This is a genomic window from Marivivens aquimaris, from assembly GCF_015220045.1.
GTDB classification, from domain to species: Bacteria; Pseudomonadota; Alphaproteobacteria; order Rhodobacterales; family Rhodobacteraceae; genus Marivivens; species Marivivens aquimaris.
Map to the genome: position 1 here is coordinate 55,147 of NZ_JADBGB010000005.1, position 24,761 is coordinate 79,907.

A 24,761-nucleotide genomic window follows, 5' to 3' on the forward strand; every position below is an offset into this window, starting at 1 on the left:
GATGACCGATCCGGCCTATCAGCGCCTCGGCCTGCCAGTGACGGCTTCGCCATTTGCGGTCCTGCGGGCAGCGGTCCGGGCGCTCCACCCGGACACGCGCGCCGTTCGCGGCTTCCGGGCGGCGCGCAAGCGCTTCTACCGGCAGATGCTCTGCACGCATGCCGCGCGACAGGCGGCGGGCGACAGTCCCACAGGCTGATCGCTCCCAACCATTCTTTCATCCCAATCCAGCGCCCGGCCTCTCGGCCGGGTCTTCCCCATTCAGGAGGTCCCCATGGCGGATTATTTCACCCATTTCTCATGCCTGCTCGACGTTGGCACCCCCGACAAGGCCGCCCGCGCGCTCGCGCTGTTCCAGGAACTGCGCGCTGCGGATCAGGACGCTGACGACCCGGAGGTCGCGGGCCTCACACTCGTGCGCCAGGATGCGCCCGAGGGCAGCACCCTCTGGATCCATGACGATGAGCACGGCGATGTCGAAGCCGTCATCCGCTTCGTGCTGCGCCTCGCGGAAGAGCTCGATCTCATCGGCCTTTGGGGCTTCCAGTATGCCCTGACCTGCTCCCGGCCGCGCCTCGACGCCTTCGGCGGCGGCGCGCAAGTCATCGATCTCGGTGCCCGCAAATCCATTGGCTGGACCAGCACGCAAGAATGGCTGGCCGCCGCGCTGAAGGGGGAGGACGTCGATGCCTGAGGTGATCTGTACCACGGTCTACCAGTTCCCCGAACTCTCGGATGCCGCCAAGGAAAAGGCGCGCAGCTGGTATCGCGAGCTTGGCCCCCACGACGATTGGTGGGATTCGGTCTACGAGGATTTCGAGCGGGTCTGCGAAATCCTCGGCATTCGCCTGAAGACTACACCCGTCCGCCTTATGGGCGGCGGGACGCGGGCCAAACCCTGCATCTGGTTCTCCGGCTTCTGGAGCCAGGGCGACGGTGCTTGCTTCGAGGGCTATTGGTCCCACGCGAAGGGCGCGGCCGCGCGCATCCGGGACTACGCGCCCAAGGACGCGACGCTGCATGGCATAGCCGACCGGCTGCAGGCCACCCAGCGGCGGAACTTCTACCAGCTCGCCGCCGAGGTCAGCCACCGCGGGCGCTACTACCACGAATATACCATGGCCGTTGACGTCACGCGGGACAGCCCGACCTGGCAGCCACCGACCGAGGACGCCGAGGAGATCGTGACCGAGGCGCTGCGCGATCTGGCCCGCTGGCTCTACCGCCAGCTTGAGGCGGAATACGACCACCTCACCTCGGATGAGGCAATCGAGGAGGGGATCATCGTCAACGATTACACGTTCACGGAAGCCGGGTGTCGCTTCGGGTAAGGGCGCACGCTTGAAAACTGTCAGAAAACTGCGTATGTTTCTGACAAAGGAGCGATCATGGAGCGCATGGCCGAGAGCATTATGAATGTCGCGACGACGTTGCCGGAGGGGGTGCCCTTGGCAGCGAAGGGGCTCTTGCACCTCGGCTCGCGCGCGGCGGTCGATCAGACGCTCTCGCGTCTGGCCGCGCGCGGCGAGCTGATCCGTGCGGGACGCGGCATCTATATGCGCCCCGTCCAAACACGCTTCGGTCCCCGCAGTCCGTCCGCTGAACAGGCGATTGAAGCGCTCGCAGTGCAGCGGGGCGAGACGATCGTGCCGAGCGGTGCTGCTGCAGCAAACGCTCTGGGCCTCACGACACAGGTGCCGGTCAAGTCGGTTTACCTCACCTCCGGTCGAAGCCGCGTGCTGAACCTTGGCCGGCAAGCGGTCGAACTGCGTCATGCGCCGCGCTGGCAGTTGGCCCTTGGCAACAAGGCCTCCGGCCAGGTTGTTCGGGCTCTGGCATGGCTCGGGCCGGATGAGGCTCCCAAGGCCCTGCAAATCCTGCGATCCAAGCTTACGGAGACGGCAAAGACTGAGCTGATGTCCGCCGCGCCGCAGTTTCCGACTTGGCTGGCACGATTAGTCGGAGAGATGGTCCATGGCTGAAGCATTCCTGCGCCTCAGCGACAAGGACCGACTGGATGCTCTTGGTGTCGCGGCCGATCGGCTCGGCCGACCAGCCCATCTCCTCGAGAAGGACGTCTGGGTGGTCTGGGCGATCCAGCAATTGTTTGGATCGCCCATCGGCACAAACCTCGTCTTCAAGGGCGGCACCTCGCTGTCGAAGGCCTACCAGGTCATTGACCGGTTTTCTGAGGATGTGGACCTGACCTTCGATATCCGGGCCCTGATCCCGGATCTACTCGAGGGCCGTGAAGACGCCATGCCCGCCACATCCAGTGAAGAGCGGCGCTGGTCGAAACGTGTTCGAAAGGATTTGCCTGAATGGGTGGCCGGGACCATTCAGCCGATCCTGCAGCAGGCAATTGATCGGGAAGGGGTCGATGCCGGCCTTCGGATTGATGGCGACAAGCTGTTCATCGACTACCCGCACCTCGCCCAAGGCACTGGATACGTTTCTCCGAGCGTGATGCTGGAATTCGGCGCGCGTTCTACAGGAGAGCCCGCATCCCCACGCGATATCGTTTGCGATGCCGCGTCGGTGATCGAAGGCGTGGAGTTTCCCACTGCCCGCCCGCGCGTGATGCATGCGGAACGGACGTTCTGGGAAAAGGCGACAGCGATCCACGTCTTCTGTTTGCAAAACCGTATGCGAGGGGATCGCTTTTCTCGCCACTGGCATGATGTCGCCCGGTTGGACGATGCGGGCATCGCCGCTGCGGCCATCCAAGATCGCGCGCTTGCGACCGCTGTCGCCCGGCACAAGACGATGTTCTTTGCAGAGAAGGCGGCGGATGCCACGCGGATCGATTACGGCACCGCAACCTCTGGGCATCTACAACTGGTCCCAGGCGGCGATGCTCTCAAGGCTCTCGCTGACGATTATGGCCGGATGGTCGAGGACGGCCTGCTTGCATCAACACCAGAGCCTTTTGGCGACTTGATGGACCGTTGCGCGGGCATCGCGCGCAAGGCCAATGCAGCGTTCAAGCCTGACTGACCATCTTTTCGGAAGATTCCCGCTACTTATTCCCGTCGATCCACTTCGACATGAGCCCCTTGTCGCGGAAGCATTCGTCTGGAACGGCGCGCCTTTTGATCCGGGCGAGTTTCTCAGCGAAGGCCACCTGCTTGGACGTGGGCAGCCAGTCCATGTCCCATACCGGTTTCAGCTGGGCCTGAGCCTCGATCCAGGCGCTCAAAGATCGCCGGTCTTGCTGAACCTCCCAGGGCAGGAGCGTCCGGTTGCGCAGGGCGAGCGACCGCGCATAGGCAATCTGCTTGGGCGTTACGGGCAGGGCGTGCTTGGTGCTTTCCATGGTGGAACCCCCTTTCTGACTTGGCTCTGAACATAGAACATAACAAGAACAAAATCAAGCCAAGCGTCGGGAACACCTTGGTGCGAGAGGGAGAGAGGGGCCGGGAAAGATCAGGTCCGAGGCTGCCCGAGAGAGGGTGTCCGGGCCTGATCCTGTCCTTCATTCCGGAGTTTCCCGATGACCCATCTTGCCCCTGTTGCGCAGGCATCCTTGCCTGCGCCCATTGTTCGGTTGGCAACAAATCCTGCCCCTGCGATCGTTGCTGTTGCCGAAGCGCTGCAGCCCGATCTGGCGCAAGGGCTTCAGATCGACGCGCTGCGCCTGCGCCTCGAAATGGAGCGCGCCTTTGGCGGCTCCGATGCGACCGGTGCCTGGGACTGGAAGCTCGCCTATGAGGCGGGCGAGGTGGCGCTGGTCCTCTTCCTGAGGAAATTCGGCCGTGCGCTGCTGACCCGGGCAGGTTCGCCCGTGGCGCTGTTGCCCATCCTCACCAAGGTGGCGGGTCTTTTGCCCACGCACACCCGGCGGTCGGAAGAGATGGAGCGCTTTCAGCAATTCTCGACGCCGCTGCCAATGGGGCTCGCGGCTGTGGCGGCAGCACAGATCACGCCCCGTGATCTTGTCCTAGAGCCGTCTGCCGGGACCGGGCTTCTGGCGATCCTCGCCGAGATCGCCGGCGGCACTCTGGCTCTGAACGAGTTGGCGGACACCCGCACCGACCTTCTTCGCTTGCTGTTCCCGGGCCGACCGGTCACGGGGTTTGATGCCGCGCAGATCGATGATCATCTCGACGCCTCCTCAAGCCCGAGCGTCATCCTGATGAACCCGCCTTTCTCGACTGTGGCCAATGTCGATGGTCGGTCGACCGAGGCGACGGCCCGACATCTGCGCTCAGCACTCGCGCGTCTGGCTCCCGGCGGACGGCTCGTGGCCATCACCGGAGCCGGTTTCGCGCCGGATGCGCCTGCCTGGGCCGAGACCTTCGGCCGTCTGACCGAGACCGCCCTTCTCGTCTTCACCGGCGCGGTGTCGGGCGCGGCTTTTGCCAAACATGGGACCAGCTTCGAGACGCGGATTTCTGTCTTCGATAAATGCCGCGGCGGCGAGCCGGGCGGCATCACCGCAGGCCTGCGCCAACCCACATCCCCGGACGTGGCACATCTGATGTCCCGGGTCACTGCCGAGGTTCCGCCGCGCCTCGAACTGGATCCAGCTCCTGCTGCGGGGCAGGGCCATTCTTCCCCCTTTCCGGGAAATTCTCACCTCACCACCCGCAAACCCGCCAGCCGATCGCACGCGACCTCTGCAGCCAATCCGGCGAAGCCTGACACGCCGATCGAGGCTGAGGAACTAAACTACGCAACTCGCGACGCCGCCGGGGACGAAGATGCGACACGGCTGTCCGACGCGATCTACGAGACCTTCCGTTTGCAGGCCATCGACATCCCCGGTGCGGCGCCACACCCGACTAAGCTTGTGCAATCGGCGGCGATGGCCTCGGTCGCACCTCCGAAACCCACGTACCGCCCCAAGCTTCCGGCGGCCATCCTGCGCGACGGCCTGTTGTCCGACGCGCAGCTTGAGACTGTCATCTACGCGGGGGAGGCGCATGGCGCGCATCTCACTGGGTCTTGGACCGTCGATGAAACCGGAGACGTGGTCTCCGCTGCACCGGACGATGCCGCTGACGCCGTCCGCTTCCGCCGCGGCTTTTTCCTCGGCGATGGCACCGGGGCGGGCAAGGGCCGCCAGTCGGCCGGGATCCTGCTCGACAACTGGTGCCAAGGCCGCCGCAAGGCGCTCTGGATCTCGAAGAGCGACAAGCTTCTCGAGGATGCGCAGCGCGACTGGTCCGCACTCGGCCAGGAGCGGCTGCTTGTCACGCCCCTGTCGCGCTTCGCGCAATGCCGCGACATCCCGCTGACCGAGGGCATCCTCTTCACCACCTACGCAACGCTTCGCTCAGAAGAGCGGGGCGCCAAGAAATCCCGTGTCGACCAGATCGTCGATTGGCTCGGGGCGGATTTCGACGGGGTGATCCTCTTCGACGAAAGCCATGCCATGGCAAATGCCGCCGGCGGCAAAGGCGAGCGCGGCGATACCATGGCCTCGCAGCAGGGCAGGGCGGGTCTGCGCCTGCAGCACAAGCTTCCGAATGCCCGCGTGGTCTATGTCTCGGCCACGGGCGCGACGACCGTCCACAACCTTGCCTATGCGCAACGCCTCGGCCTCTGGGGCGGAGAGGACTTTCCGTTCGCCACGCGCGGGGAGTTCGTCGAGGCCATCGAGGCGGGCGGCGTCGCCGCGATGGAGGTTCTTGCCCGCGACCTCCGGGCGCTCGGCCTCTACACGGCGCGGTCGCTTTCCTATGACGGTGTCGAATACGAGATGCTCGAACATGCGCTCAGCCCCGAGCAGCGCGGCATTTACGATGCCTATGCCGGGGCCTTCGCCATCATTCACAACAACCTGACCGCGGCGTTGGAGGCTGCGAACATTTCCGGCGCGGCCGACGGGCCGAGCGGGTCGGGCACGCTGAACCGCCAGGCCAAGTCCGCCGCACGGTCAGCCTTCGAGAGCGCCAAACAGCGCTTCTTCGGCCATCTGTTGACCAGCATGAAAACCCCCACCCTCATTTCCAGCATCGAGGCTGATCTCGCGGCAGGCCATGCGGCGGTCATCCAGATTGTCTCGACAGGTGAGGCGCTGATGGAACGCCGCCTGTCGGAGATCCCGACCGACGAATGGAATGATATCCGCTGTGACATCACTCCCAGGGAGTATGTCCTGGACTACCTCGCCCATTCTTTCCCGGTGCAGCTCTACGAGCCTTTCACCGACAGCGAGGGCAATCTCTCGTCCCGGCCCGTGACGCGAGACGGCCAACCGGTCGAATGCCGCGAAGCCGTCCGCCGTCGTGACGCGCTGATCGAGAAGCTGGCTTCGCTGCCAGCGGTGCCGGGGGCGCTCGACCAGATCATCCAGCGTTTCGGCACCGATCTCGTGGCTGAAGTCACGGGGCGTTCACGGCGCATCGTGCGCAAGGGTGAAGGGCATTCGGCACGGCTCGTCGTGGAGAACAGGGCCGGAGCTGCGAACCTCTCGGAGACCCAAGCCTTCATGGATGACGAAAAACGTATCCTGATCTTCTCGGATGCCGGCGGCACCGGGCGCAGCTATCACGCCGATCTCGGGGCGAAGAACCAGCGCCTGCGGGTCCACTATCTCCTGGAACCGGGCTGGAAGGCAGATGCCGCGATCCAGGGGCTTGGCCGCACCAACCGCACCAATCAGGCTCAGCCGCCGCTGTTCCGACCGGTGGCCACCGATGTGAAGGCGGAGAAGCGGTTCCTCTCGACCATTGCGCGACGTCTCGACACGCTTGGCGCGATCACGCGCGGCCAGCGCCAGACCGGGGGGCAGGGGTTGTTCCGCCCCGAGGACAACCTCGAGTCCCCCTACGCCCGCGACGCCCTGCGCCAGCTTTACCGCCGCATCTATCGCGGCGATGTGGTGGGCTGCTCCCTTGGGGCCTTCGAGGATGCCACTGGCCTCAGCCTGACCGATGACAACGGGCTGAAGGACGACCTTCCCCCGATCACGACCTTCCTCAATCGCCTGCTGGCGCTGACGATCGACATGCAGGCCGTGTTGTTCGCGGGTTTCGAGGAGCTGCTCGATCAGCGAATTGAGGGCGCCATCGCCGCCGGGGTCTATGATCTCGGGCTCGAGACACTCCGTGCCGAGAGCTTCCGGGTGACCGACGCACAGGTCATCTACACCCATCCGGGCTCCGGCGCCGAAACCCAGCTTCTCACCATCGCGGAAAAGCGCCGCAACATGCCGACTTCCCTCGCGGATGCGCTCGACTGGCTGAATGACCCGAAGGCGCGGCTTCTGGTCAACAGCCGCTCGGGCCGGGCCGCCGTGCAGGTTCCCGCCACCAGTCACATGCTGGACGATGGGACCATCGAGCCGCGCCTGCGCCTGATCCGCCCGACCGAGGCCAGCACGGTTCCGGCCAAGGTCATGGAGGACACCCACTGGCTCGAGGCCGACCGCGCGGCCTTCACTGCGGCGTGGACTGCGGAACTGGCCGAGGTGCCGGAGTTCTCCGAAGCCACGCTGCACATCGTCGCAGGTCTGCTGCTGCCGATCTGGAAGCAGCTTCCCCAGGATGAAACCCGCGTCTACCGCCTGCAGACCGATGACGGGCAGCGCATCATCGGCCGCCGCGTCTCGCCTGCCTGGGTCGCGACCACGCTGGCCGCCGATGCGCCCAAGCTCTCGGCCGCGCAGATCCATGCCCTCGTTCTGGAGGGCAAGACCGTGGTGTGCCTGTCCGAAGGGATGGAATTGCACCGCTCGCGCGTCATGGGCGCGAACCGGATCGAACTCTCGGGCTTCTCGGAGGCCGCCAAGGACCGGCTCAAGGCCGATGGCTTCTTCTCGGAGATTATTAGTTGGAAGCTTCGGCTGTTTTGCCCGACCGACGCCGATGGCGTCGCGATACTGGATCGTCTGCTTGCACGTTGTCCTGTCGCAAGGCTACATGATCGAGGAGGTTGTTGACCCATGTATTCCAAGACCGAAGACCTCGTGCGCGATCTGGCAGAAAATGCCGAAGGCGTCTGTCGTGCCTACCTTCCCGCCGGACGGCGGGAAGGATCCTACTGGATCGTCGGCGATCTGCAGAACAACCCCGGCCGGTCGCTCTTCGTGCGGCTGACCGGGCCTGCATCCGGGCCGGGCGCGGCCGGCAAGTTTACGGATGGGGCCACAGGCGAGCATGGCGATCTCCTGGACATCATCCGCGCCCGGACGGGGATCACGCGCTTCCCCGACCTTCTCGCCGAGGCCCGAGCGCATCTTGGCCGTCCGCAGCCGGTCGTCCCGGATAAGCAAGAGCCGAGGAAGGCCAAGGCGCCCGGTGGCACTCCTGCGGCAGCGGCGCGCTTGTTTGCTGCCTCGGTGCCGATCGCAGGCACGCTTGCTGAGACCTACCTCCGTTCCCGAGGCATCACTCAATTCGGGGCGAACGGCGCCCTACGCTTCCACCCGAAGTGCTGGCATCGGGAAGAGGGGCAGACCCGGAGCAGCCCCAGACCGGCGATGATCGCGGCGGTTACCGATGGGGCAGGGGCCGTGCAGGGCGTGCATCGCACCTGGCTGGCGCCTGACGGACAGGGGAAGGCGGCAGTGAATCCAGAGCGTCGGGCTATGGGTCACCTCCTCGGCAATGCTGTCAGGCTGACCCCGCAGGATGACATCCTCGTCATCGGCGAAGGCATCGAGACCATCCTGTCCCTGTCCGAGGCAATCCCAGGTCTGCCCGTCTGGGCGGCGCTCTCTTCGGGTCACCTCGGGGCGGTCCTGCTGCCAGAGGGGCTGAAGCGCCTCTACATCGCGATCGACCGCGATCCGGCAGGGCAACGCGCGGCGGAGAGGTTGAGCGCCAGAGCCTCCGAGGTCGGGATTGGTTGCCATGTGCTGGAACCGCGGCTCGGGGATTTCAACGATGATCTTCGGGCGGACGGCAAAGACTTGCTGCGCCAGCATCTGGCAGGTCAGATCGGGCCAGAGGATCGGCATCGCCTGCTCAGCTGAGCTGCATCGCGTAGGGGCGTCTGGGAGTGCGCGGCAGGGGGCTGCATCCCAGTCGTGGCTCTGGATCGTCGTCCTCACCCCATCCCGGGCTTTGCGCATCCACCCGTCACCCGAGCGGCCTTCAAGAGATGGGCAGGCCGTCAAAGCGGCTGCCCCTGCAAGGTCGGCAGGGAACCTATTTCCGCCGGCGGCAAAGCCGCCTTTGCATCGCGAGACAAATAGCTTCCCTGCCGACCTCCTCCACGCTGTTCCGGCCCCGGTGAAGCCGGGGTGAAGGGGCAACCGCCCCGACGGCTCGGGTCTGCCCATGAAGGCCGCGCGGGATGACGCGCGGACGAGACAGGCCCGGAGGCAAGAAACCGATGACGATCCAGACCCACGACGACGCGTATGAACCCGCCCATAGCGCATCCCAGACCGCCCATGCGCTCGACGAGCTTCAGCTCTATGGCTATCGCCCCTTTGACGAGCCCGATCCGCGCCCAATGCCCGATGGGCAGCGGCTCGCCGTCGCCGTCGCCGACATCTTCGACGCCCTCGTCGCGACCCTGGAAGACACCCGTATGGAACCCGACCTCGAAGAGGTGCTCTGGGGCCAGGTCAACCTCTTCCACCGCGCCACGGCCAGGATCGAGCGGACGCTCGATGAGAACGAGCAGGCGCAGCGCCGCCTCCAGCGCGAGCAGGACGGCTCCGAAGTGAAATCGGTCGAACTCGAGCGCCTGACGGCCGAAGGCCTGACCCTCGTCGAACGGCGCAACTGCATGGACATGATGCGCGATCACGCCGCATCCGAGTTTGTTCAGCACACAGGATCCACCTGGCGCCCCCGCACCGGCTCGATGGTGAACCGCCAGCACATGACCGCAGCCCTGATCGACAGCCGCGATTTCCTGGCCGCCAAGCGCCGCGCGGAGACCGAGGTGATGCTCCCCGCAGGTCCCAAGGTTGCCCTCACCGGCGGGACCGATTTCAACGATCACCGCCTGATCTGGGGCAAGCTCGACCAAGTCCGGACCAAGTATCCCGACATGGTCCTCCTGCACGGTGGCAGCCCGAAGGGCGCAGAGCTCATCGCCGCCAAATGGGCCGAAGCCCGGGGCGTGACGCAGGTGGCCTTTAAGCCCGACTGGACCAAGCACGCCAAGGCCGCGCCCTTCAAGCGCAACGACGCGATGCTGGATGTGCTCCCGGTCGGGGTCCTTGTCTTCCCCGGAACCGGTATCCAGGAAAACCTCGCCGACAAAGCCAAGAAGCTGGGTATCCCGGTCATGAAGTTCGAGAAGGGGGCGTGAGCCCCCTCTTTCTTTTCGGGGCAGAACATTGTGGAAACGTCGAAGAGCGCTTGATATTGTGGTCTGGAGAGAGGCGCCAACAACATGTTCGACATATCGCAGCAAATGGAAGTGTTCCCGACGACGGTCGATCTCAAGCGGATCGACCCGTCTCTCAACATGCGGCGCTTCTATCGAATGAGCGTTCAGCCAGACCTGTTTGGCGGTGCCTGCCTCGTGCGGGAATGGGGCCGTATCGGGTTTCGAGGTCAGATGCTAATCGAACAGCACCCGGACGAGGGGCATGCTGTGACCGCCTTGTTGAAGCTCGCAGCAAACAAGACGCGGCGAGGGTATCGAGCGGTCGCAGCGCAGAAGATGGATTGAAAAGCGGCAAATGAGATTTCGCCAAGCGTGTATTTCGCGTTTATTTTCGGTAGTTTCCGGCGGCTTCTTTGACTACGAATAGTGTAACGAATTCCGAGGCCTGTTGATGAACCCGACTGAAATTTACGATGCCCTTGCCGAGATTGCGGCCAAGCCATTTGATCCGAATGAATTCCCCTTTGCTTTTGCTGAGGCGACGGATGCGGCCAAGGCAGCGATCTCGAAGCTGCGCAATGGCTCGACCAACAAATCGGATGTTTCTGGCGGCGTTCTGTTCAATAAGAAGTTCCACTACGCGCCTGCACTAAAGGGCCTGACTGATGTCACGCTCGATCAGCTGCGCGCCTCTAAGAAAACCAAGGCGTCCAAGCCCGCGATCCTGATCGCGACCGATGGCGAAACCATTGCAGCGGAACACCCGGTTTCAGGCGATACACTGCATTGCACCTTCAGCGAGTTAGGTGATCATTTCGGCTTTTTCCTACCCGCCGCTGGCAAGGAACGCTACCGCGCGGTCGAAGAGAACCCTGTCGACGTCAAAGCGACCGGCAAGCTCGCCCGCCTCTATGACGCGCTGACCAAGGCCAACCCGGACTGGGGCAGCGACGATCGGCGGCACGAGATGAACCAGCTGATGATGCGGCTCATCTTCTGCATGTTTGCCGAAGACGTCGGCATCTTCCCGGACAACCAGTTCTCGCGCCTTTTGTTCACCCATGCTGGAGACAAGGGCGAGGAGGCGCGTGAAACCATCATCACCGCCTTCAACGCCATGAACCTGCCCAAGGACAAGCGCGGCGCCCTGCCGGCATGGACGGCAGAGCTGGAATACGTAAACGGCGGGCTGTTCGCGGGCACCATCGACGCGCCGCGGTTTGACACGATCTCCTTCCGCTACCTGCGCGATGCCTGCGATCTTGATTGGCGGGAAATCAACCCTGACATCTTCGGGTCGATGATCCAGTCGGTGGCTGATCCCAAGCAGCGCTCGGAACTGGGGATGCACTACACCTCGGTTCCGAACATCATGAAGGTGATCGGGCCGCTGTTCCTTGATGATCTGGATGCCGAGATCCACAAGGCCTGGGACCGCGCAAAAGCGTTGCAGCGAGTGCTGGACCGCATGTCGCGCATTCGCGTCTTTGACCCCGCCTGTGGCTCGGGCAACTTTCTGGTCGTGTCCTACCGCGAGCTGCGGGCGCGAGAGTCGCGCATCCTGCAGCGGCTGGAGGAGCTCACCGGCCCCGGCTCGATGCAGATGTTTTCGGCCATCCCGATCAGCAATTTCTACGGGATCGAGATCGCGGACTTTGCGGCAGAGACCGCCAAGCTCGCGCTGTTCATTGCCGAGTATCAGGCCAATGCCAGCTTTGCCGAGGTTTTTGGTCGCCGTCCTGCCGCGCTACCGCTGAAAGACGCAGCGCATATCAGGCGAGGGGACTCCCTTTATACCCGATGGGAGGAGGTCTGCCCGCACCCCGGCGAAGAAGAGGAAGTTTTCATCGCGGGCAACCCCCCGTTCCTTGGAAAGGCCCAGCAGGACGCGGATCACAAAGCCGGAATGGACCATGTCTTCAAGGGTAAGGTAAAGTCTTACCGAGCGTTTGACTTAGTGGCGGCATGGTTCTTCAAGGCCTCGGTCTATCTGCGTGGTCGTAATGTCCGTGCTGCTCTGGTGTCGACCAATTCAATCTGCCAAGGGGCATCGGCAGCCAACCTCTGGCCCGAAATCTTGACTGACGGCGTGGAAATCGGGTTCGCGCATCGATCCTTCAAGTGGCGCAACAATGCATCGGCAAATGCCGCAGTCATTTGCGTGGTCGTCGGGATGCGAAACAAATCAAATGCGACCAAGCGCATTTTCGATGGTGATGTTTCCGAGGAAGCCGCAAATATCAATTCGTATCTCTTGAACGACCAAAACGTATTCGTGACCGGTGCGAGCAAAGGGATTTTCGGGCTCCCTGAGATGAACTTTGGCTGCATGCCCTATGACGCTGGAAACCTGCTACTGCTTCCGGAGGAAAAAGAGCAGATGCTGGCTGAAGCACCCGAGGCATCGAAGTTCATTCGTCGTTTCATGGGGTCGCAGGAGGTTGTGAAAGGAATAGAACGACATTGCCTTTGGATTTCAGATTCCGACCTGCGTGATGCGATGGCCATCCCGCCTGTCGCTCTTCGTGTCGAAGCGACCAGAGAGGCTCGTCTTAAAATGACCGATAAGGGCGGCATTGAACTTGCAGATCGGCCACACCAGTTCCGCGAGCATGTTGCGCCTGAACGTCATGCTATCCTTGTCCCAAGCGTCACTTCTGAGCGCCGTCCCTACCTTCCAGTAGAGCGCGTTGGAGCCGATGTAATTGCGTCGAACCTGAACCAAGTGCTCTACGACGCCCCTGAATGGTGCATCGCCCTGATCGCCTCGCGCCTGCATCTGGTCTGGATCGCTACAGTCTGCGGCAAGCTGAAGTCTGATTTCCGCTATTCTAATACCCTCGGTTGGAACACCTTCCCCGTGCCGAAGTTCAGCGAGGATCAACTGGCAGAGCTATCCGCCTCGGCGCGGCGCATCCTCAAGTGCCGCTACTCGCATTTCCCCAAGACCATCGCCGAGCTTTACGACCCCGACAAAATGCCCGACGACCTGCGCGCCGTGCATCGCGAAAACGATGACCTCTTGGAGACGATGTATATCGGCCGCCCCTTCCGCAATGACACTGAGCGGTTGGAAAAGCTCTTCAAGCTCTATGCCGCCAAGGTGAAATCGCAGGACAAGAAGGGCGCGCGCGCATGACGGGGACCTATGTATTGTTCCAGATGTGGGGACCGTTTCGCCAGTCGCTGATTGACGGGCACTTGTTCTATGTCGAACAGGCACGCAAGCGGCTTCTCACGCAGTTTGAGAACATTGAAGCTGAGGCGGACAAGGCCTCGGAAGACTGGCTCGAGAACAATAGTCACCGTTTCGATCCTGACCGAGACGATCCGGGGAGCTTCTATGAGGCGGCAGGGGAGGCTGGTATCGAGTTCTATCGCCTACTCTCGGATATGCGTGATCAGACCCAGCTGAGTGTGGTCGCGGGCATGTTCCATGAATGGGACAAGCAGCTTCGCGATTGGCTGGTGCGTGAGATTGGACATTGGCACCGGGGGGATCTGGCCGCCGAAAAAATCTGGAAGGCGAACTTTTCAGACCTCGCTGACCTGCTCGAAGGCTTCGGGTGGAAGATCCGCAGTACTGGGTACTTCAAGCTGCTGGATGCGTGCCGACTTGTAGTGAATGTCTACAAGCATGGAGAGGGCACGGCATTTGAAAATTTGAAGAGGGAGTTTCCCGAGTACGTGGTCGATCCTTTTACGGACGAAAATGGCGTTAAATTCTACAACGACTTGGGTATTGAGTGGCGTGATCATACACACCTCAAGGTCAGCGATGTACAATTGCAGGCGTTCGCTGATGCCATTGTGTCTTTCTGGAAGGACGTGCCCGAGAACATCTCTAAGGCTGACGTTACCAGTGTCCCCGCGTGGTTCGAGAAGGCGATACTGAAAGATCGTGGTCAGAAGGCGGGCGCGAAATGACCGATCAGAACGCGCCCCAAAAAACAAGCGAGGCGGCGCCCGAAGGCCCGCCTCATGATCTTGTCCACAGGAGGGGCCAGAAGCCTGCCGAAGCACCTAAAGGCAACCTCACCGCGTCTCACGAAGCAATAGATAGCGCTGATGTGGCCACGGATCAAGTTCAAACTCTGACCGATCTTAGGGTTCAGAAGCTGTTAACCGACTGCCTGAGCGACCGAAGACTGCAGCGATACGCCCCTGCGGCGGGTGATGCCGGGGTGGCGCGCGAGGACATCTACCTCTGGAACTGCGACCTGTCCGAGGCCTTTCAATTTGCTTTGCATATGGCGGAAGTGACTTGCCGGAACAGCGTCCACAACGCCCTGACGTACCGCGACCCGCGATGGTTTGAAAACGCAACATTCCTGAAAATCCTGGACCCTGTTCGCAGGAAGGACCTCGACAACGCTATCGCTGATGAGACCGATCAACACGGTGACGTTGTGGATGCCCACCACATGGTTTCGGCCTTGTCTTTCGGGTTTTGGGAGCATCTGACGACCAAGCGATTCCAGCGTTATCTGTTCCCGAAAGGGTTTCAGCGGGTGTTCAAGCACGCTCCATGGGATGCCAAGCTGGAAGACTTGCACGACTTGATCGAAAGCGTTCGCCGCTGGCGTAACCGCATCGCGCACCACAATGCGATCTTCGACAAAGGCCCATCATCGAAGTACCAAGACGCGTTAAAGCTGATCGGGTGGTCCTCTCCGGACTTGGAGGCATGGGTAGCAACCCGATGCCGTGTGAACCAGATTATCAACGCGCGCCCGAAGGGAGAATGACATGGTTGAAATGGTGAACGTGACCTTTGGGCGCTCCAACTCGACAACCAACAAGTTGGGTCAACGCCCGATGCAGGCCCGTGCCTATGCCGCCCGAGCGGCGCAGTTCCTTTTGCTCAAAGCGCCGCCCGCAGCTGGCAAAAGCCGAGCGCTTATGTTCGTCGCTCTCGACAAGATGCTTCATCAGGGGCTGGAAAAGACCATCGTTTGCGTGCCCGAGACATCGATTGGCGGGTCATTCCGCTCGACGGATCTGACCCGCTACGGGTTTGAGGCGGACTGGGATGTCGATGATCGCTGGAACCTCTGTTTGACGGGCGAGGACGCAGACAAGCAAAAGGTCAAGGCATTTCAGGCGTTCCTGGAAAGCGATGCCAAGGTGCTGGTCTGCACCCATGCCACATTCCGCTTCGGTTTCGATGAGGTGGCAAGAACTGCGGGCATCGAGGCTTTTGACAATTGCTTCATCGCCATTGACGAATTCCACCATGTCTCTGCCTCCGACAACAACCGGCTGGGCGTGATCCTGCGCAGTCTGATTTCCCGAGCGGAATGCCATGTGATGGCAATGACCGGCAGTTATTTCCGCGGGGATGCGGATCCAGTGTTGCGGCCAGAGGATGAGGATCGGTTCACCAAGATCACCTACAGCTACTACGAGCAGCTGGAAGGCTACGAATTTCTCAAGGCACTCGGGATCAACTACGAATTCTACAAGGGCAATTACGTCAACGGATTGCCAGGGGTGCTGAACCCTGACCAAAAGACGATCATCCACATTCCTCATCGGGGTTCGTCCGAGGCATTCGACGACAAATACAACGAAGTCGGAAAGATTCTCGACCTCTTGGGTGTCCATGAAGGTCGCGATCCTGAAACCGGATTTGATCTGGTCCGCAGGCCAGATGGGCAGATTCTGAAAATCGCCGATCTGGTTGATGACGGACCAGGCCGCGACATCGTTAAATCTGCGCTTTCGCGAGAGATCAAAGGCGCTGATGGTCGTCGAGATGATACGGCGGACCGCGAGAAGGTCGACATCATAATTGCGCTTGGTATGGCGAAAGAAGGGTTCGACTGGGTCTGGTGTGAACATGCCCTGACGATCGGCTACCGGTCATCGCTTACAGAAATCGTGCAGATTATTGGGAGAGCCACTCGCGATGCGCCCGGTAAGCCGCGTGCGCTCTTCACCAACCTAGTTGCCGAGCCGGGTGTGGAAACCGGCGTTGTGACAGACGCGGTCAACGACATGCTGAAGGCCATTTCTGGTTCTCTGCTTATGGAGCAGGTGTTGGCACCCAACTTCAAATTCTATCGGCGCGAGGATGGCGACGTGCGTGCTCCGGTCGGGACTGACGCCGAAGGCAACGTTACAATCGGTATCAAGGGACTGATTGAGCCACCCACTGATCGAGCGCGGGAAATCTGCGAGAAGGACATGCACGACTTGATGGCTACCGCCTACCAGGAAATGGATAGACGGGTCCTTTCTCCCGACACGGCGCCTGAGGTTGCCACGCAAATGGTTCTGACGGACATCATCGAGCGCAGATACGAAACTCTGGATTCAGAAGAGGCCGAGTCTGTTCGGCAACACCTTGCGGCGCATATGAACGTGCTAACTTTGGCGCGGCGAGAAGCTGAGCGTGGCTTCGCTGAAGGGCAGTCACCTTTGACCGGCAGCCCCGGCAAGGCGGACGCTTCTGACGACGACGGGGATGAAGCCGGAGACAGCGCCCCCAATACGCTGCTGCAGATGGTCAAGAAATTCATCAACGTCCGCGACATCGATGTTGAGCTCATCGATAGCGTGAACTCGTTTCGTGAACGGTTCGAGGTCGCATCGAAGTCCTTGAACTCGGAGCTCTTGGCACATGTCCAATCGGCAATGGTTGCATTGCGGGTCAATATGACCGGCGACGAGGCTCGAACACTTTGGCCGAGGATCAAGGCGTTCCGGGCCAGTGAGGGACGTGAGCCGAACGTTCATTCTGCCGATCCCCTGGAGAAGCGGATGGCAGAGGCACTGGCCTGGCTGAAAGCTGAGAAGGCGAAGCGGCTGCGCGAGGGCGCGATGCAATGACTCGGCCGAGCTTGGATGACATATTTGCGGAAGACGATGAATTCGGACTGTTGGACGTTAGGCTGCGCGGCAGCCGCGCCACTGTAGCTTCCGACCAAGGGGCTGGCGCACTGAGAGAAGTCTCAGCGTTCTTTGAGAAACACGGGCGCGTTCCCGATCCTGATGCGGTGGACCATGACGAGATGCGGCTCGGTTCGATCTGGGCATCGATCAAGTCTGCGCCGACAGACCAGATGCGGATGGAGGACCGGTTTGGACTCTTGGACGATGAGACAGCGCGGGCATTGAAATCATGGCGAGATGAGCCGCTAGTTTCTGACGTGCCTGACAGCCTAGATGATATTTTCGACGATGAAGAGCTTTCCGTCGATGCGTCTCTGATCGATTTGAAACATACGACGCCTGCCGCAGAGCGACACTTGCCCGATCATCGGGCGGAATTTGTTCCCTGTCGCGATTTCGACCAGTTCGCAGAGCGTTTTGAAGCGGTGCAGCAGGCTTTGGAAGCGGGCGACCGCCAAGCACTGCCTGTAAAGAAATGGTCCGTGATTGAGCCCATAGAAGGCGACTTTTTCATCCGGAATGGCCTTCTCGCGATGATCGCTGAGAAATCCGAGATGTCCGCGCGAGGGGGCTCTCGTGACCACAGACTTCGGGTCATGTTTTCCAACGGCATGGAGAGTGATCCTCTCATGTCTTCATTCCGCAAGTCGCTCAACGACGATAAGACGGCCAGAATGGTTCAGAAGGTCGGGCTTGGTCCCCTCGATCCGGACTGGGAATCTGATCAACTAGAATTGTCTGGGACAATTTACGTCGCTCGGTCGCGCTCGGATGATCCGTCGATCAGAACTCAGCGAATGATCCTGCACAAGATCGGTGTCACTAGTCAGGATGTTGCGCGCCGGGTTGCAGATGCTCGCAACGATCCAACGTTTTTGCTAGCACCAGTGGAAATCGTCGCGACCTACGAGCTTCAAAACCTGTCCCGCCGCAAAGTTGAGAACCTTCTCCACCGCTTTTTCGCGACGGCCAGGCCGGCAGAGCTCTTTGTGACGGATCGCTTCGGGAAGAAGGTCTTTCCAAAGGAATGGTTTTACGTTTTGCCGGACCATGTCGGCCGTGCGGCGAAACTGATTGAAGAGGGGCGCCTTCATTTGTTCGAGTACGACCTTCAATCCCAAGAAATCGTTGCGAAGGTTTGACTGGGAAAAGGCGCGGCGGGCTACCAGCGCGACGGAAAAAATAATGTCGGTTGGCTAGGTCTGATAAGTCGATCTTTGATAGAAATTCGCGTTCCTGCCCTTTTCGGCGTTCCGTTGGCCGATAAAACTTCTAACTCACGCGCTTGTGCCAATTCGGATAGTACCTGAAAAATGTCGTCGTTGGTGCCCGCTGTTCGATTGCCAATCTCATCCAACAGGCGTGCGACGTCCAACTGCCCATTTTCCATCATTTGGTGGACTTCGGCTGGCAGGGCGTTCACGAGCTCCGTACTCAATTTGGTTCGATCGATCTCTGAAAAGTTAAAGAGCGAGTCGCAACTTTCAATCAACCGCGTGTCATACCCCAAAGAAAATAAGCTGCCAGAACCAATGTGGGTGAAACTGTTCTGTTCCTGCCAGTGCACGCTAAGCATCTTGTCGCGGGCAGCTTGGTGTTGCGATAGGTGTGCAAGCATCATCCATCGGTTATCTGTGCGCGACCACAGCATGAATGGCGTAAAAAACTTGGCCCCACTTTTTGCGTGAATGTGCGCCATGAGTGCGCGCTGCGTCAGGGCGCGGCCCATATGTGCATCTTTTCGCTGTCTCCAATCAGCGATGAAGCGGGAGTCGATACCAAACTGTTGGTAGAGAGGAAGCTCTACCGAGGCCTCCTGGAGATAGTTCAAGAGGCTATCGATGGCGAAATTGAGCACGACCTCTGCTCTATCAAGGGCAGTGAAGATTGTCTGTATCGCTGACATTGGCACGTCGGAGTAGCCAAACTGATCCAAAAAGAAAATGGATCGGCCTTTCCGCTGAGTCTGTGTGATCTCTGCCATGATTGTCGGCAAGTGTTCGACAAACTTTCCTTCTAATACAGAGATCTGCGGGTCGTTCTCTTTGTATCCTCTCCCGCGCAGCTCCCTCTTCAGGGCGGCCACATGCTCGCGTTCGTCATCCACAAAGATAAAGCGTGCATTGATTTCCAGAGGCTTTGCCCGGCCTTCGTTCAGTCTCTTGGTTGCCTCTTCAACAGCATTGAGGAGAACAAGCGGGCTCCCGGCTCGTGTCTCGTTTCCATCGCAATATGCGCCGCCTCCACTGAATCCATCCACGAGAGTAATATTCAAACGATCTTGTGCTGGGTTACGAACCACTGTGTCGAAATAGACATCAAGATAGTTCTTGAGGACATCGAGCTTACGCTTGGTATGTTCCTCAATTCGCGGCAGATTGCCGTCGGGTCCCCAGATGAAGTTCGTCGCCATCTCGTTCCTAACTCGTCAGCTCTGCCATTATTTCTTTGGGAACGATCTGCCATGGAAAGCCGTTCCACTCAGCCCCCTCGAGAAGCCGTCCGCCAGACTTTGGACGGGCTCCCCCCCACTGCTTGAAAAAGAATGCAACGTCGTATTTTTCACATGCAAGGCGTAATTCTGTTGCCCATGACGGTTCCATCGGCCTCGCCTTTGGTCCACTTTCTCCCCCGACGATTGCCCAGGCAATGCCACTCAGATCGACGTTCCCGATCCTGCCGAGCAATGGCTCAAACGAAATAAATCGCGCTTCTGAGTTGATTTGGCGCAGGTGTTCGATTCGGCTCTTGTGTGCGCTGTCCTCGACGGACACGCCGAGCCAAATGTGTGAAGGGACTTTTTCTCCAGAGTACCTCTTCTTCACGTAGTTTCGCATCAGCGAGGAGCGTTTGGTAAGAACCTGATACACATGCCAATTGGCCCTCTCCATCGCGTCAAATACGGCGTCGATGTGACTGATCGGAATATCCTTGTGAAATAGATCGCTCATTGAATTGACAAAAATCATACGCGGCTTCTTCCAACGAGCCGGTTGGTCAAGTCGTGACGGCCAGAGACGCAGATCAAATCCTTGTTCGTAAGCATGCCCTTCTATACCACGCCACCGCTCCGCAAAGCGTTCCGCATAGCAGTTGTCGCAGCCCGGACCGATTTTTGTACAGCCGGTAACGGGATTCCACGTCGCGTCTGTCCACTCGATTTCAGATTTTTGTGCCATCCTTCTCAATCCTTTTTGACGGCCACTCTACGCCGGTTGGCACAAAGAGGGAACATCCAATCTGGGCACTGCGCGTCGTGCCGTATGTGCCAATAGTAAAGATCTCGGGCTTTCTACCAACCATTCACGCTCTCCCATCTAGCTTCAGCCAGTACCTCGTATGCCGTCGATCTCCGGTTCGGCTGAGCGCACCTTTCTCGACTAGATCCTGCAGATCGCGGGTTGCGGTTGCGCGTGAAGTTCCGGTGATTTTGAGATAGTTGTCGGCGCTGAGGCCGCCTTTGAAACCGCCAGGGCCTTCCTGAAACATTCGAGCGATGGCCTTGGCCTGGCGTTCGTTCAAGTGGTCTCTGTGACGATCGTAGAAGTGTGCCTTGCTGATGAAGAAGCCGACGCGGTCGAGTGTTGCCTGTTGGGCCTTCAAGACAACTTCTGCGAACCAGACGAGCCAATCGGTCACGTCGAGCGTTTTTTGATGCTGCTCGAGCTGATCGTAGTATCCCTTGCGCTCCTTCTCGATGGTGAAGGCGAGCGAGATGAGGGTCGGCTGGCCAATGTTCTGCGCCAGCGACTTTTCAACGAGGGCGCGACCCAAGCGGCCGTTGCCGTCTTCGAATGGGTGGATACTCTCGAAATAGAGGTGGCTTAGCCCTGCGCGCGTCAGCGCTGGAAGCGGCTCTGCTCCCCCCGGCCCGGTCTTGTTGAACCAATCCGCGTATCGCTCCATCTCAGGCATGACCCGCTCCGAGGGCGGCGCTTCGAAATGGATCGTGGGCCGGTCAAGGCGGCCGGAAACGATTTGCATCGCCTCGGCGTGTTGTCGGTAGGCCCCAATGGTTTCCAACCGACGGTCATGGGACAGGAGCATCCGATGCCAGCGGTACAGTGTCTCATGGGTTAGCGGCTCTGCAAAACTGGAATAGACGTCGACCATCATTTCCGCGACGCCCTGTTCGCGCGGTTTGGCAGGGTAGCTATCCGGATCGAGGCCCAGATGGCGGCGCAGCGAAGATTGCACACTGAGCCGATCGAGGATTTCACCCTCGATGGCGCTCGTCTGCATCGCTTCCTCGCTGAGAAGTTCGATGCGGAGTTGCTCGCGTTCCGGCTGGCTGACATGATGGACCGCGCCGAGGATTTTCCCGGACGACAGCAGAAACTTCTGCTCGAACGACTCCAGAGCGGAGGCATCATACCGGAAATCCGGCCAACCGGGCAGCGTCCAGTTCCAAGCCATGAGTTATAGACATCCTTTCTATAGCTCATATCTAGATCACTTATGATGCATAGAAGTCAACTCTATCGCTCAAAGGAACTGCTGAGCGGGTAGTGATGACTGTGGGCAGGATGGACAACAGGTTGACCGGGTTCACTCTACATGACCGAAGCTCTGGCCGACCTTCGGTATTCTGATGCGACGATCCAACTTGTCTGTCGTTCCTGCCCATTTCAAGATGCCGCCAATAGCCCGCGCCGACTAACCTGCCTTTGGTACGTCCACCTCAAACATCTCGACGACTACATCTGCGCAGGGACGATCAAACCAAGCTTTCTGAAGTTCTCCGTTGTTCCATTTGTAAAGGTAGCCGACGTGATCGCGGTCGTGCCGGTTGATGATCTTTCCAACTGCTTCTGCACACAGTTTTTTCGTTCGGGTCATTCATGCTCTCCAATGGTGACGAGGCGACACGGAGGACAAGTCTCTATTCGCCAGTGATATCTCAGCAGCCCTCGTGGGCTGCAATCGGTGATATGAGCGAGCACTCGCCACAGTTGCATCTTTGGCCTTGATGCCAAGTGCCGAGTCGTTAAATCACGGCCCAAGACGAAATCGGACGAAGCAGCTCGAAACACGACGCCGTATGACACTGACAAGGAACGGAAAATTTTTTCAGCCCCCACATGGTGGCAGCGAAGATTTCAAGGAACTCTTCGCACGAGTGGCCGCGGCCGGCGTCGGGCGCCCCGTGGACGAAGACGGTGTTCCGCAAGGGCCCTGGACACCCGACCTCCTTGCTGCGGCGATCTCACAGATCGACGCCAATCCAGCCGGCATCGAGTTGCGAACGGTCCAGCTCTGGTTTGAGAACAACGACAAGGGCATCAGCGCCAATAACATCCGCTGGCTCGCCCGGGTTTTGGGGTGCAACGATCCGGAAGCCGCAAGCGCTTGGCAAGCGGAGTTGAGTGCGGCCCAGTCGCGACTTGTCTCAAAGCGGCGCGCGGTGCGTCGCGCCGGGAGTGATTTACAGAACGAGGCAGACGATGATCATCAGTTGCTGGCGGTTCCGGAGCCAGCCGAGGGTGAGACAAGGAGACGTCGGTTCAGCCTCGCCCGGGTTTCCGAGGCGACATTCAGTAGCAAATCATTCTTGAATTTGCCCGCATTTGTTTTTGCCGGAGCCGTCGCGCTGCAGTTCGTCTCCTACTTTCTCGGCATTCACAGTGTCACCTATCTTGGTGAGGGTGGCGTCGAAAAGCAGGTGGGATTCCTGTGGGCCCCGAATTGGACTTTCGTCTTCATCCTGTTGATGCCGCTCTTTATGTCGCTCGTGGTCGATCAGATCGCGGTCTGGAAGAGCATGGGGCGCCCCAGGCTCCATTCCAACATTGGTGAAGCGGAACTGGCCGACGGTTGGATGCGCAAGGTCGAGGCTTCGTCCTATACCTTTGGGGCCGCTTTTCTCATTTGCATCGGCTTTGCTGGCGTCTTCCAGTGGATATATGTGCGTCTGATCCCGGTTTTGAACGGCGAGGGCAACTATGCAATAGACTGGGGATCACAGGCGTTTGTGCGCCCGGACGAAATTGGCATTATTCAACAAGTGGCGTTTTCCGGAGCCGCTTATCTCTACATGAGTGTGTGCTTCTACCTGTTCGCCGCGGGCCTGATATTGCTCACGACGTTGGTCGAAGACTTCGCGCAGTTGGAAGAGAGCTTGCATCGTCAGCTTGAGGTGAGCCGATCCCGTTCAGCGGAGGCAATTGGCTCGACCATCATGCGCGGAATTTTTCGGTGCACGGTCGCCGGGCTTCTCATCGCGATGTGCATGAAGCTGCAAAGCTTGTACGTTGTCGTGTCTGCCCCAAACATTTGGGCTTGGCTGGTTTCTGACATCGGGTCGGTCTCAACTCGACTTGGCCAGCCGGTCGATTGGGGCGAGTACAGTATGCCGACGCACTATACGAGCCTCCTGGTGGCTTTCCTGGTCTGCGTCGTCTTCACCTTTGGGGTCACGCGGATAGGTCTGAAAGGTCCTCTCGACATCCCGTTGCTTGGAATGACCACCGCAGTACTCTTCCTGATCCTGGTCTACCTCCTGATCGGCGCGATCACGGGGTTCACGGTCCTCCTTGGCATCGGAGTTCTCGTTGCCCTGTACGGCCTGTTTGATCCTGGATTCGGAACCTCAAAAAAGGCGCTGCGGGACGGTGGCTATGTACTATAAGTGGCTCGATCGATGGGATGAGCGCAGGACGCGGCGCCGGGATCACGACAAGACGGTGACCGGTTTGGAGCTCGACACCGACCTCGCATTTCCTGGGGCGAGAAGCTCTGGTGGAGCCGAAGAATTCTACCGTCTGGCTGAACAGGCGGTCACCGACTCGTCGTCGTTTTTCGGTCTGGACGATGCCTTGTCGCAAGCGAGCCGGGACGACCACTGGCTAAGTTTCCCGTCGAGCATTGTGACTGAGACCATTGAGAACAACACTGTGCGAGCCAAGCTAACAACCGCCGGGGCGTCCAAACATGCACTCGTGGTATTCCACCACTGGAACGCCACGTCGCGGAACCCACAACTCGCAAAGTTTTTTTCTTGGCGCGGTTTCGCAGTCTTTGAGATCGCGATGCCCTATCATCTGGAACGCGCGCGCCCCGGTTCGTCCCATGCCGACTATATGCTCTGCCCGAATCTCGGCCGAACCGTCCGCTCGATTAGACAGGCGGTGGTTGACGGACGCCAGCTCATCGGAATCTTGCGACGGGACGGATACGAGAAGATTTCTGTTCTCGGCATAAGCCTGGGTTCCTGGGTGGCGGGCTTGATTGCTGCCCACGAACCTGTGGTGAATAAAGCCTCCTTGTTTCTGACGGGCGGAAGCCTGGCGGACATGGTGTGGACGGGAAGTGCGACGCGACACATTCGCGCCAGCCTGGAAGACAGCATTGATCTGGCCCAATTGCGCCAAGCATGGGCACCTTTGGACCTTGAGAGTTACACCGAAAGACTCGCCCGGCCCGGGCTCGATCTCCAGATGGTTGTGGCTGGTCGGGACCGGGTCGTATTGCCGAACTTGTCAAAGCATCTGATTGAACGGATCGAACACGCGGGCGCTAAGCCAACGGTAAAGTGGGTGAATTGCGGACATTACTCGCTGTCCCTGCCTACCTATACACTGGGTGCGGGGATATCTGCGTCAAGATTCCTGAATGCCTGATGTCCT

21 protein-coding genes are annotated in these 24,761 nt (G+C 59.9%); 16 read left to right on the forward strand and 5 right to left on the reverse strand.

Features of this window, described 5'->3' with window-relative positions; all coding sequences use genetic code 11:
* Nucleotide 1: 1 nt before the first annotated feature.
* The 5 genes from IF204_RS18965 (at nucleotide 2) to IF204_RS18985 (ending at nucleotide 2,997) form a co-directional block, all read left to right on the forward strand.
* A complete protein-coding gene (locus IF204_RS18965; protein ID WP_194098638.1) occupies nucleotides 2-199 on the forward strand; it encodes a hypothetical protein in 198 nt (65 codons plus the stop codon).
* 75 nt (nucleotides 200-274) lie between these two features.
* Nucleotides 275-694, forward strand: a complete 420-nt coding sequence (locus IF204_RS18970; protein ID WP_194098639.1) for a hypothetical protein — start codon at nucleotides 275-277, stop codon at nucleotides 692-694.
* A complete protein-coding gene (locus IF204_RS18975) occupies nucleotides 687-1,331 on the forward strand; it encodes an antitoxin of toxin-antitoxin stability system (RefSeq protein ID WP_194098640.1) in 645 nt (214 codons plus the stop codon). The genes IF204_RS18970 and IF204_RS18975 overlap by 8 nt, the downstream gene beginning before the upstream one ends.
* An 81-nt stretch (nucleotides 1,332-1,412) precedes the next feature.
* On the forward strand, nucleotides 1,413-1,982 hold the full coding sequence (locus IF204_RS18980; protein ID WP_456085620.1) for a DUF6088 family protein: 570 nt from the start codon (nucleotides 1,413-1,415) through the stop codon (nucleotides 1,980-1,982).
* Complete coding sequence (locus IF204_RS18985; RefSeq protein ID WP_194098642.1) at nucleotides 1,975-2,997, forward strand: nucleotidyl transferase AbiEii/AbiGii toxin family protein; 1,023 nt, start codon at nucleotides 1,975-1,977, stop codon at nucleotides 2,995-2,997. Before IF204_RS18980 ends, IF204_RS18985 begins: the two co-directional genes overlap by 8 nt.
* Before the next feature lie 22 nt (nucleotides 2,998-3,019).
* Here IF204_RS18985 and IF204_RS18990 read toward each other — a convergent pair whose 3' ends face one another.
* Nucleotides 3,020-3,316 (reverse strand): hypothetical protein, encoded by a 297-nt coding sequence (locus IF204_RS18990; RefSeq protein WP_194098643.1) that lies wholly within the window; start codon nucleotides 3,314-3,316, stop codon nucleotides 3,020-3,022.
* Nucleotides 3,317-3,493: 177 nt separating this feature from the next.
* On the opposite strand from IF204_RS18990, the gene IF204_RS18995 reads away from it, so the two are divergent.
* From IF204_RS18995 to IF204_RS19035, 9 genes are all read left to right on the forward strand, one after another.
* Nucleotides 3,494-7,888, forward strand: a complete 4,395-nt coding sequence (locus IF204_RS18995; RefSeq protein WP_194098644.1) for a strawberry notch family protein — start codon at nucleotides 3,494-3,496, stop codon at nucleotides 7,886-7,888.
* A 3-nt stretch (nucleotides 7,889-7,891) separates the two neighbouring features.
* Nucleotides 7,892-8,923 carry a DUF7146 domain-containing protein gene (locus tag IF204_RS19000; protein ID WP_194098645.1) on the forward strand — a complete coding sequence of 344 codons (1,032 nt, stop codon included), beginning with the start codon at nucleotides 7,892-7,894 and terminating at the stop codon, nucleotides 8,921-8,923.
* Between the two features lie 362 nt (nucleotides 8,924-9,285).
* Nucleotides 9,286-10,218 (forward strand): DUF2493 domain-containing protein, encoded by a 933-nt coding sequence (locus IF204_RS19005; protein WP_194098646.1) that lies wholly within the window; start codon nucleotides 9,286-9,288, stop codon nucleotides 10,216-10,218.
* A gap of 84 nt (nucleotides 10,219-10,302) precedes the next feature.
* A complete protein-coding gene (locus IF204_RS19010) occupies nucleotides 10,303-10,584 on the forward strand; it encodes a WGR domain-containing protein (RefSeq protein WP_194098647.1) in 282 nt (93 codons plus the stop codon).
* A 106-nt stretch (nucleotides 10,585-10,690) separates the two neighbouring features.
* Complete coding sequence (locus tag IF204_RS19015) at nucleotides 10,691-13,378, forward strand: class I SAM-dependent DNA methyltransferase (RefSeq protein WP_194098648.1); 2,688 nt, start codon at nucleotides 10,691-10,693, stop codon at nucleotides 13,376-13,378.
* Nucleotides 13,375-14,166: a hypothetical protein gene (locus IF204_RS19020; RefSeq protein WP_194098649.1), complete on the forward strand. Its 792-nt coding sequence runs from the start codon at nucleotides 13,375-13,377 to the stop codon at nucleotides 14,164-14,166. Before IF204_RS19015 ends, IF204_RS19020 begins: the two co-directional genes overlap by 4 nt.
* Entirely contained in the window at nucleotides 14,163-14,987 is an 825-nt protein-coding gene (locus tag IF204_RS19025; protein WP_194098650.1) for an Abi family protein, read from the forward strand. Before IF204_RS19020 ends, IF204_RS19025 begins: the two co-directional genes overlap by 4 nt.
* A 1-nt stretch (nucleotide 14,988) precedes the next feature.
* On the forward strand, nucleotides 14,989-17,073 hold the full coding sequence (locus tag IF204_RS19030; RefSeq protein ID WP_194098651.1) for a DEAD/DEAH box helicase: 2,085 nt from the start codon (nucleotides 14,989-14,991) through the stop codon (nucleotides 17,071-17,073).
* Nucleotides 17,070-18,278, forward strand: a complete 1,209-nt coding sequence (locus IF204_RS19035) for a GIY-YIG nuclease family protein (protein WP_194098652.1) — start codon at nucleotides 17,070-17,072, stop codon at nucleotides 18,276-18,278. Before IF204_RS19030 ends, IF204_RS19035 begins: the two co-directional genes overlap by 4 nt.
* Before the next feature lie 20 nt (nucleotides 18,279-18,298).
* On the opposite strand, the gene IF204_RS19040 is transcribed toward IF204_RS19035, so the two are convergent.
* The 4 genes from IF204_RS19040 to IF204_RS19055 form a co-directional block, all read right to left on the reverse strand.
* The gene (locus IF204_RS19040) at nucleotides 18,299-19,549 is read right to left on the reverse strand and encodes a three-Cys-motif partner protein TcmP (RefSeq protein ID WP_194098653.1); all 1,251 of its coding nucleotides are present in this window, start codon (nucleotides 19,547-19,549) and stop codon (nucleotides 18,299-18,301) included.
* 7 nt (nucleotides 19,550-19,556) lie between these two features.
* Nucleotides 19,557-20,315 (reverse strand): DUF5131 family protein, encoded by a 759-nt coding sequence (locus IF204_RS19045; protein WP_194098654.1) that lies wholly within the window; start codon nucleotides 20,313-20,315, stop codon nucleotides 19,557-19,559.
* A gap of 124 nt (nucleotides 20,316-20,439) precedes the next feature.
* Entirely contained in the window at nucleotides 20,440-21,552 is a 1,113-nt protein-coding gene (locus tag IF204_RS19050; protein WP_194098655.1) for a Fic family protein, read from the reverse strand.
* Nucleotides 21,553-21,792: 240 nt separating this feature from the next.
* On the reverse strand, nucleotides 21,793-21,975 hold the full coding sequence (locus IF204_RS19055; protein ID WP_194098656.1) for a hypothetical protein: 183 nt from the start codon (nucleotides 21,973-21,975) through the stop codon (nucleotides 21,793-21,795).
* 202 nt (nucleotides 21,976-22,177) lie between these two features.
* On the opposite strand from IF204_RS19055, the gene IF204_RS19060 reads away from it, so the two are divergent.
* Together IF204_RS19060 and IF204_RS19065 are read left to right on the forward strand one after the other, a co-directional pair.
* Nucleotides 22,178-23,764 (forward strand): RcgA family putative transporter, encoded by a 1,587-nt coding sequence (locus tag IF204_RS19060; RefSeq protein WP_194098657.1) that lies wholly within the window; start codon nucleotides 22,178-22,180, stop codon nucleotides 23,762-23,764.
* Nucleotides 23,754-24,755, forward strand: a complete 1,002-nt coding sequence (locus tag IF204_RS19065; protein WP_194098658.1) for an alpha/beta fold hydrolase — start codon at nucleotides 23,754-23,756, stop codon at nucleotides 24,753-24,755. Before IF204_RS19060 ends, IF204_RS19065 begins: the two co-directional genes overlap by 11 nt.
* Nucleotides 24,756-24,761: the final 6 nt, after the last annotated feature.